This window comes from Ectothiorhodospira lacustris, assembly GCF_022227785.1.
GTDB lineage: Bacteria > Pseudomonadota > Gammaproteobacteria > Ectothiorhodospirales > Ectothiorhodospiraceae > Ectothiorhodospira > Ectothiorhodospira lacustris.
Genome location: NZ_JAJNQM010000040.1, coordinates 23,316 through 31,314, shown reverse-complemented (window position 1 = coordinate 31,314; position 7,999 = coordinate 23,316). Strand labels below are relative to the sequence as shown.

Sequence of the window (7,999 nt, the reverse complement as noted above, 5' to 3'; positions counted from 1 at the left end):
CCACGTCATCGTAGGATGACGCCGTCAGCAGGCGGGCATTTTCGTCATCGCTCAGTTCGGCCAGGACGCGGGTCTGCTGCTCCAGGCTCAGATAGGAAAACACATCGGCCATCCGCTCCCTGGGCAGTAGCCGGATCACCGGGACCCAGTCCTCGGGGGGCAGCGCCTGGCTCAGTGCCGCCACATCCTGGTTCTGCAGGGAGGCCAGCATCGTTTTGAGGCCCTCCCAGTCGCGTCGACTCACCTGCGCGAAAAATTGCGCGTGCTTGAGATAATCGCTCATTGTCCTTGAAGTCCCAGCAAGGCGGCCGCCAGGCCGAAGTAGATCGTGATCCCGGCCACGTCGGCGATGGACGTCACCAACGGGGTACTGGCCGTGGCCGGATCCAGGCGCAGGCGCGCCAGGATGAAGGGCAGGATCATGCCCACCAGACTGCCCACCAGCACCACCAGCATCATGGCCATGGATACCAGCACGGCGATCTCCATGCCCCCCCGCCATAGCCCCAGCCCGGAGACCGCCAGGGCCATGGTCGCCCCCAGGGCCGTGGCCACCCCCAGTTCCTTGCCCCAGAGCCGCAGCCAATCGCGGGGATGGACCTCGCCCGTGGCCAGGGCGCGAACCATCAGGGTGGCGGACTGTGCCCCGGCATTGCCGCCACTGTCGATGATCAGGGGCAGGAAGAACACCAGCGCCACCAAGGCCTCGATGGCCTCTTCATACCCGGCGATCACGAAACCGCCGATGATGTTCACCGCCACCAGAATCAGCAACCAGCCCACCCGCTTGCGGTACAGCAACCAGGGATGGGCCTGGCGCAGGCCCAGGTGCAGACTGCCCACCGCCCCCATCTTCTGGAAGTCCTCGGTACTTTCTTCCTGCTCCACATCCAGCACATCGTCCACGGTGATGATGCCCAGCAGTTCACGGTCCTGATCCACCACCGGCAGGGCCGGCAGGTCATAGTGACGCATCATCCGCAGGGCGTCCTCCTGAGGGGCATGGGCATCGATGGACACCACCCGGCCGGTCATGAGTGTGGACACCGGGACATCCATCTGCGACTTGAGAAAATGCTTGAGGGCCAGCACCCCCAGCAGCCCGCCCTGGTCATCGGTGACGTAGACCAGATTGACCGTCTCGCCACGGCCCGCCTGCACCCGGAGATGATCCAGGGCACGGGCCATGCTCCAGTCGGGACGCACACTCACCACCGCCGTGGTCATGAGCCGGCCACAGCTGTCCTCCGGATATCCCAGCAGGGTCAAGGCGCGACGAATGGAACGGAACGGCAACAGGCGCAGCAACTGCCGGACCTCTCCCCTGGGCAGGTCTTCCAGCAGGGCGGTGAGATCATCCGGCAGCATCTCCGACAGCAGATGGCGCCCTTCGTCCAGAGATGCCTGACGGATGAGCTGGAGCTGATGCAGGGGATCCAGGTAGGCAAAGACATCCGCCCGCCGTCCCGCCGGGAGCAGACGGAACACATCGCGGCGAACCTCTCCGTCCAGGGTCATGAGGGCTTGGGCGATGTCCTGGATACGCATCTCGTCCAGCCATCCGCGCACCGCAGGCAGATCCCCCTGGGAGAGCAATTCGTTCAGTTCGTCCAGATCGAGAATGCGAGTCGATTCCATGCCTTGGCCCGGTTGGAACATGCGGTCGGAAGAAACACCGGCGGTTCATGCCGGCGCCCTCAGGCCTGATGGCGCCGATGCCGCTCGCTCATCAGGGATACACCGCGACGACGCCCTTCCGGCAGGGAACGCGCGATGGTTTCACTCAACGGGGCGGGCCCCTGGGCGCAGAGTCGCGCCAGGGTGGCGTCGGGCAGCCCTAGGGCCAGACGCCGGATGGCCTGCTCGTCCATGGTCTGGAGTACCCCGATCTGGGATTGCTGGGCCAGCTTGAGAAAGTTCAGCCGGGCGCTGCCGAAATCCCCTTGGCGACAGGCGCGGGTCACGGCCTCGACCACGGGGTTACCGGCCTCGGGGGTACGGCGAGCCTGGGACTCCAGGGCCTTGAAGGCCAGGGTCATCAGCCGGTTCATGTTCTTGATTATCCGGGTCATGATTCTCTCCTTGGCTGCCGAAGGCAGACCGATCGGGACGCACGAGGACGCGGCCTTGAAGGCCGGTGCGGCATGGGGAGAGACCAGGAGCACAGGGAAGCGGCACAATTCCGAGAAAACGGTACCCGGATTCGGCAGGCACCCATCCCGCGCCGGGACGCTGAGACGCCCATGGCAAGGTACATTCGGGATGATGCGAATACCGGTTTCCCTGATCCGACCGACGCGATGCGGTCCATCAGGGAGCCCGGAGCGCGGCGGATTACCGCTGGAGGGGGCGACCCCGACGGACGCAGTCACATGCCGGTCTGCAGCCGCTCACGGCCTCACCACGCATGCATCTACAACAACTGTCCATCGACAATTAAACCTCTGTTGCCTGACAAGTGTTTTCGTGGTTTGCGAAAACGGCTCAATGATAACGCCTGCCCAAGATAAGGAAAACCCCGCCTGTCGGGATACACGGCCGATTCAGCCGACGCGCAGGGCTTCCAGCAGGCCCTGCATGTCGGCCGGGATACCGGCTTCCCAACTCCGAGTGCCGGAACCATCAGGGTGCTCCAGGGTAAGACGTGCCGCATGCAGGGCCTGGCGACGAAACCCGTGCACGGCTGCCATGGCCGTCTCGGACAGACCGGCGGGGATGCGCAGGCGTCCACCATAGGCCGGATCGCCCACGATGGGATGATGCAGGTGGGCCATGTGTACCCGGATCTGGTGGGTACGCCCGGTTTCCAGGTTGACCCTGAGCAGGGTATGGCCGGGAAACCGTTCTTCCACCCGGTAATGGGTGACGGCCTCCCGCCCCCCCGTCACCACCGCCATGCGCTTGCGGTCCACCGGATGACGACCGATGGGGGCATCGACCGTGCCGCCGGCCACCAGGGCGCCCTGTACCAGGGCCAGGTATTCACGCCCCACGGTGCGAGCCTGGAGCTGGCGCACCAGGTCGGTGTGCGACGCCAGGGTGCGGGCCACCACCAGCAGACCCGAGGTATCCTTGTCCAGACGATGGACGATGCCGGCACGGGGCAAATGGGCCAGCTCCGGGGCGTGATGCAGCAGGGCATTGACCAGCGTCCCCTGGGGATGCCCGGCGGCTGGATGCACCACCAGCCCGACCGGCTTGTTGATCACCAACAGGTGGTCATCCTCGTGGATCAACTCCAGGGGCAGGTCCTCGGCTTCATCCCGGCCCGGCGCATCCAGGGCGGCACGGATCCGTACCGGCTCCCCCCCGCAGGTCTTCTGGCGGGTGCGGGGGCGCTCTCCCGCCACCAACACCGCGCCATCCTCGATCCACTGCTGGATACGGCTGCGGGAATATTCCGGGAACATCTGCGCCAGCACGGCGTCCAGACGCTTGCCGGCCAGTTCGGGCGGGATTTCCCCCGCAAGTTCGATGGTTCTGGTCATGTGCCGGGGGCCGTCGGTTATACTCGTTGTCTCAATTATCTCAGTCTTCGCGCCCAATGACAGCTCTTCGCTCAGTCCTGACCCTCCTGCTTATCGCCAGTCTGGCCTCCGGCTGCGCTTCCATGCGCCAGGACCCCACCCGGGACTGGTCCGCCAGCCAGCTCTACGAAGAGGCCAAGGCGGCCCTGGAGCGGAGCAATTATGACCAGGCGGTGGAATATTACGAGATCCTGGAAGCCCGCTTCCCCTTCGGCCGCCACGCCCAACAGGGCCAGCTGGAGATCGCCTATGCCTATTACAAGGCTCAGGAAGCGGAAATGGCGCTGGCGGCCGTGGATCGTTTCATCCAGATGAATCCCAGGCATCCCCATGTAGATTATGCCTATTATCTGCGCGGGCTGATCAACTATGAGCGAGACCAAAGCTTCCTCAACCGCTGGATCCCCCAGGATCAGGCCCGCCGCGACCCGGTCCCCCTGCGCAATGCCTTCGATGATTTCGGCACCCTGGTACGCACGTTTCCCGACAGCCGCTACGCCGAGGATGCCCGTCAGCGCATGGTTCACCTGAGAAACCGGCTGGCAGCCCATGAGATGTATGTGGCGGACTTCTACATGCGCCGGGGCGCCTGGCTGGCGGCCGCGCAGCGGGGCACCCATGTACTGGAACATTACGAAGGCGCCGAGTCGGTACCCGACGCCCTGGAGGTCATGGTGAAGGCCTACCGCCGGTTGAAACTCGACGATCTGGCCGGGGATGCCCTGCGGGTGCTGGAGTTGAACTTCCCTGACCGGGCCGACAGGCTCAGACAAGGCACCTGATTCCACGCAACCGATTCAAACACTACCCAGGGGGGACGTTGAGGATGTGGGATTTCTTTCAGACCGTCAGACATCGGCACTCCATCCGCCGCTACCAGGCCGACATGCCGGTAGAGCCGGAAAAATTGCACGCCATCCTGGAGACCGCGGTGACCGCCCCTTCTGCGGGGGACCTGCAGTCCTACCGCATCATCTGCGTGAAGGACGCGGCTCTGCGCACAAGGCTGGCGGAGGCGTCCAACGGACAGCAGTTCATCGCCGAGGCCCCCGTCTGCCTGGTCTTTTGCAGTGATGCACAGCGCTCGGCCGAGCAATACGGTGAACGGGGCCGGGAACTGTTCTCCATCCAGGATGCCACCATCGTGGCCGCCTATGCCCAGCTGGCGGTGGTGGCCGCAGGGATGGGCTCCACCTGGGTGGGGATGTTCGACGAGCAGGCCGTGGCCGACACCCTCTCCCTGGAACCGGGTCTGCGGCCACTGGCCCTGCTCTGCGTGGGCTACCCGGCGGAACTGCCGGAATCGTCCCAGCGACGGCGCCTGGATGAGGTGGTAACTTACCGATAGCCCGGATCCGGGACGGCAGTGAGGCCACGGGCGGACATGGCCTCACTGCCCATGCAAGGCGGTGCCAAGGCCTGTTTACTTACAGGGCATCGCTGTTTTCCTCACCGGTACGGATGCGGATGGCCCGCTCCATATCGGTCACGAAGATCTTGCCGTCCCCGATCTTGCCGGTGCGGGCAGCCTTGATGATCGCATCCACACAGGCATCCACCAGACCGTCGTCGACACCGATCTCCAGCTTCACCTTGGGAATGAAGTCGACCACATACTCGGCACCCCGGTACAGTTCCGTATGTCCCTTCTGCCGGCCGAAACCCTTGACCTCGGTGGCGGTCAGCCCCGTCACACCGATCTCCATGAGCGCCTCGCGGACGTCCTCGAGCTTGAACGGCTTGATGATGGCTTCAATCTTTTTCATACGGTTTAGTTCCTAATGACTCATGGAAACAGGATGAAGGTACTGCAAAGACATCACGCTAGCTTAACAGCCTGCCATAACCCGACGTAATGGGATAACGCCGGTCCTTGCCGAAGGCACGGCGGGTAACCCGGACCCCGGGTGGCGCCTGTCGGCGCTTGTATTCATTGCGCAGCACCAGGCCGATTACACGGCGCACGGTGGCCGGCTCGAAGCCGGCGGAGACGATGTCGGTGAAGGACTGGTCCTGCTCCACGAAGCGCTCCAGAATCCCGTCCAGGATCTCGTAGGGAGGCAGGCTATCCTCATCCCGCTGATCGGGGGCAAGCTCCGCCGAGGGCGGACGTTCGATCACCCGCTCGGGGATGGCCGGCCCCAGGGTATTGCGATACCGGGCCAGCCGATAGACCCAGAGCTTGGAGACATCCTTGAGCGGGGCAAAGCCGCCGGCCATGTCCCCGTAGAGGGTGGCATAGCCCACCGCCATCTCGCTCTTGTTGCCGGTGGTCAGCAACATGCGTCCGCTCTTGTTGGAGAGGGCCATGAGGATGGTGCCCCGACAACGGGCCTGGATATTCTCCTCGGTGGTATCCGCCGGCAGGCCGGCAAAGACCCCCGCCAGCCCGGCCATGAAGGCTTCGACCATGGGCGCAATGGGAATCTCCTGATACCGGACCCCGAGGATCAGGGCCTGGGCGGCGGCGTCCTCCCGGCTCATGCCGGCGGTATAGTGATAAGGCATCATCACCGCCTCCACCCGCTCAGCACCCAGGGCATCCACGGCGATGCACAACGTCAGGGCGGAGTCGATCCCTCCCGAGAGCCCCAGCAGGGCGCCCTTGAAGCCATTCTTGTTCACATAGTCCCGCACCCCCAGGACCAGGGCCTGATACAGACTTTCCTCCGGCGACTGCAGGGGCGCCAGGATACCACCGCTGATGCTGATGTCACGGCGATCAAAATGCACGTCCAGGGTATGGATACCCTCCTGCCAGGCGGGCGCGACCAGCCGCAGTGCTCCGTCGCGATCCACCACCAGAGAATGACCATCGAAGACCAGTTCATCCTGGCCACCCACCAAGTTGAGATAGACCACCGGCAAGCCGGTCTCATGGGCCCGCTCGCGCAGCACCGCCAGTCGCTCATTGTGCTTGGAGAGATGGAAGGGAGAGGCGTTGAGACTCAGCAGCAACCGGGCACCGGCGGACTGGGCCCGACGGGCCGGTTCGGAGACCCAGATGTCCTCGCACAGGGCCAGGGCCACCGGCAGGCCTTTGATCTCCACCACGCAGGGACCCTCGCCAGGCTTGAAATAGCGCTTTTCGTCAAACACGCTGTAATTGGGCAGGACCTGCTTGTGGTAGCGGGCCAGCACCTTGCCGTCACGCAGATACACCGCACTGTTGTGGAGGTATCCCGCCTCCCGCAGGGGCAGACCGACCACCAGGTCGATCCCCGAGACCTCCCGGGCGATGCGCTTGAGGGCCTCTTCGGCACGCTGCAGCAAGGTACCACGCATCAGCAGGTCTTCCGGCGGGTAACCGGTAAGGGTCAGTTCGGGAAACAGTATCAGGTCGGCACCGTGATGATCCCGCGCCTCGTGAGCGGCGGTTATCACCCGGTCGGCATTGCCTTCCACATCGCCCACCAGGAGGTTGATTTGCGCCAGGGCGATCTTGAGGGTGTCTGTCATGATCCGGACGTAATGAAACAGGTAGCAACAGGAGACCACCGCCCTCACAGGGCGGTGGTCCGTAAACGTGTCGACAGTGGCCGTTCAGCCCATCAAGGCCTTGAGCCGCGCCCCCATATCCGCAGGGGAACGCACCACAGCAACACCGGCGGCCGCCAGGGCATCGAATTTTTGGTCCGCAGTGCCCTTGCCGCCCGAGATGATCGCCCCGGCATGTCCCATCCGGCGCCCCGGTGGTGCGGTGACACCGGCGATATAGGCCACCACCGGCTTGGTCACGTGGTCGCGGATGAAGGCCGCGGCTTCTTCCTCGGCGCTGCCGCCGATCTCGCCCACCATGATGATGCCCTCGGTCTGTTCGTCTTCCTGGAACAGGCGCAGACAGTCCACGAAGTTCATCCCATGGATGGGATCACCGCCGATACCCACGCAAGTGCTCTGACCCAGGTCCGTATCGGTGGTCTGCTTGACCGCCTCGTAGGTGAGGGTGCCGGAACGGGAGACGATTCCCACCTTGCCCGCTTGATGAATATGGCCCGGCATGATGCCGATCTTGCAGTCCCCCGGGGTGATGATTCCCGGACAATTGGGGCCGATGAGATAGGCTGAACCGTGGGTCAGGGCGGCCTTCACCTTGAGCATGTCCAACACGGGAATCCCCTCGGTGATGCAGACAATGACCTCGATTCCGGCATCCGCGGCCTCCAGGATGGCGTCGGCGGCAAAGGCGGCCGGGACGTAGATCATGGTGGCATTGGCCCCGGTATCACGGACCGCATCATGCACGGTATCGAACACCGGCAACCCCAGATGTCGCTGCCCCCCCTTGCCGGGAGTCACGCCGCCCACCATCTGCGTACCGTAGGCGATGGCCTGTTCGGTGTGGAAAGTGCCCTGCTTGCCGGTGAAACCCTGGCAGATGACGCGAGTATGCTTGTCGATGAGAATGCTCATGAAGAATCCGTGTCAGCTTCGTCTGTCTGAATCCGGCATGCCGGTCCCGTGGGTCGATT

Annotated in this window: 9 protein-coding genes; 2 read left to right on the top strand and 7 right to left on the bottom strand. The window is 64.1% G+C overall.

The window, feature by feature from the left end; genetic code table 11:
- The 4 genes from LQ952_RS09330 to rluD form a co-directional block, all read right to left on the bottom strand.
- Positions 1–283 (bottom strand): magnesium transporter MgtE N-terminal domain-containing protein (locus LQ952_RS09330; protein WP_430733765.1); only part of this gene is annotated, 283 nt, incomplete at its 3' end.
- A complete protein-coding gene (gene mgtE / locus LQ952_RS09325) occupies positions 280–1,638 on the bottom strand; it encodes a magnesium transporter (RefSeq protein ID WP_238622393.1) in 1,359 nt (452 codons plus the stop codon). The genes LQ952_RS09330 and mgtE, both read right to left, overlap by 4 nt.
- A gap of 59 nt (positions 1,639–1,697) precedes the next feature.
- Positions 1,698–2,072: a hypothetical protein gene (locus LQ952_RS09320; RefSeq protein ID WP_238622392.1), complete on the bottom strand. Its 375-nt coding sequence runs from the start codon at positions 2,070–2,072 to the stop codon at positions 1,698–1,700.
- 471 nt (positions 2,073–2,543) lie between these two features.
- Positions 2,544–3,488, bottom strand: coding sequence for a 23S rRNA pseudouridine(1911/1915/1917) synthase RluD (gene rluD, locus LQ952_RS09315; protein ID WP_238622391.1), 945 nt, complete (start codon positions 3,486–3,488; stop codon positions 2,544–2,546).
- Positions 3,489–3,544: 56 nt separating this feature from the next.
- On the opposite strand from rluD, the gene LQ952_RS09310 reads away from it, so the two are divergent.
- Together LQ952_RS09310 and LQ952_RS09305 are read left to right on the top strand one after the other, a co-directional pair.
- The gene (locus LQ952_RS09310) at positions 3,545–4,309 is read left to right on the top strand and encodes an outer membrane protein assembly factor BamD (protein ID WP_238622390.1); all 765 of its coding nucleotides are present in this window, start codon (positions 3,545–3,547) and stop codon (positions 4,307–4,309) included.
- A 44-nt stretch (positions 4,310–4,353) separates the two neighbouring features.
- A complete protein-coding gene (locus LQ952_RS09305; protein WP_238622389.1) occupies positions 4,354–4,875 on the top strand; it encodes a nitroreductase family protein in 522 nt (173 codons plus the stop codon).
- A 79-nt stretch (positions 4,876–4,954) separates the two neighbouring features.
- Here LQ952_RS09305 and LQ952_RS09300 read toward each other — a convergent pair whose 3' ends face one another.
- The 3 genes from LQ952_RS09300 to sucD form a co-directional block, all read right to left on the bottom strand.
- On the bottom strand, positions 4,955–5,293 hold the full coding sequence (locus LQ952_RS09300) for a P-II family nitrogen regulator (protein ID WP_025280632.1): 339 nt from the start codon (positions 5,291–5,293) through the stop codon (positions 4,955–4,957).
- 58 nt (positions 5,294–5,351) lie between these two features.
- The gene (locus LQ952_RS09295; RefSeq protein WP_238622388.1) at positions 5,352–6,986 is read right to left on the bottom strand and encodes an NAD+ synthase; all 1,635 of its coding nucleotides are present in this window, start codon (positions 6,984–6,986) and stop codon (positions 5,352–5,354) included.
- 84 nt (positions 6,987–7,070) lie between these two features.
- Entirely contained in the window at positions 7,071–7,940 is an 870-nt protein-coding gene (sucD, locus tag LQ952_RS09290) for a succinate--CoA ligase subunit alpha (RefSeq protein ID WP_238622387.1), read from the bottom strand.
- Positions 7,941–7,999: the final 59 nt, after the last annotated feature.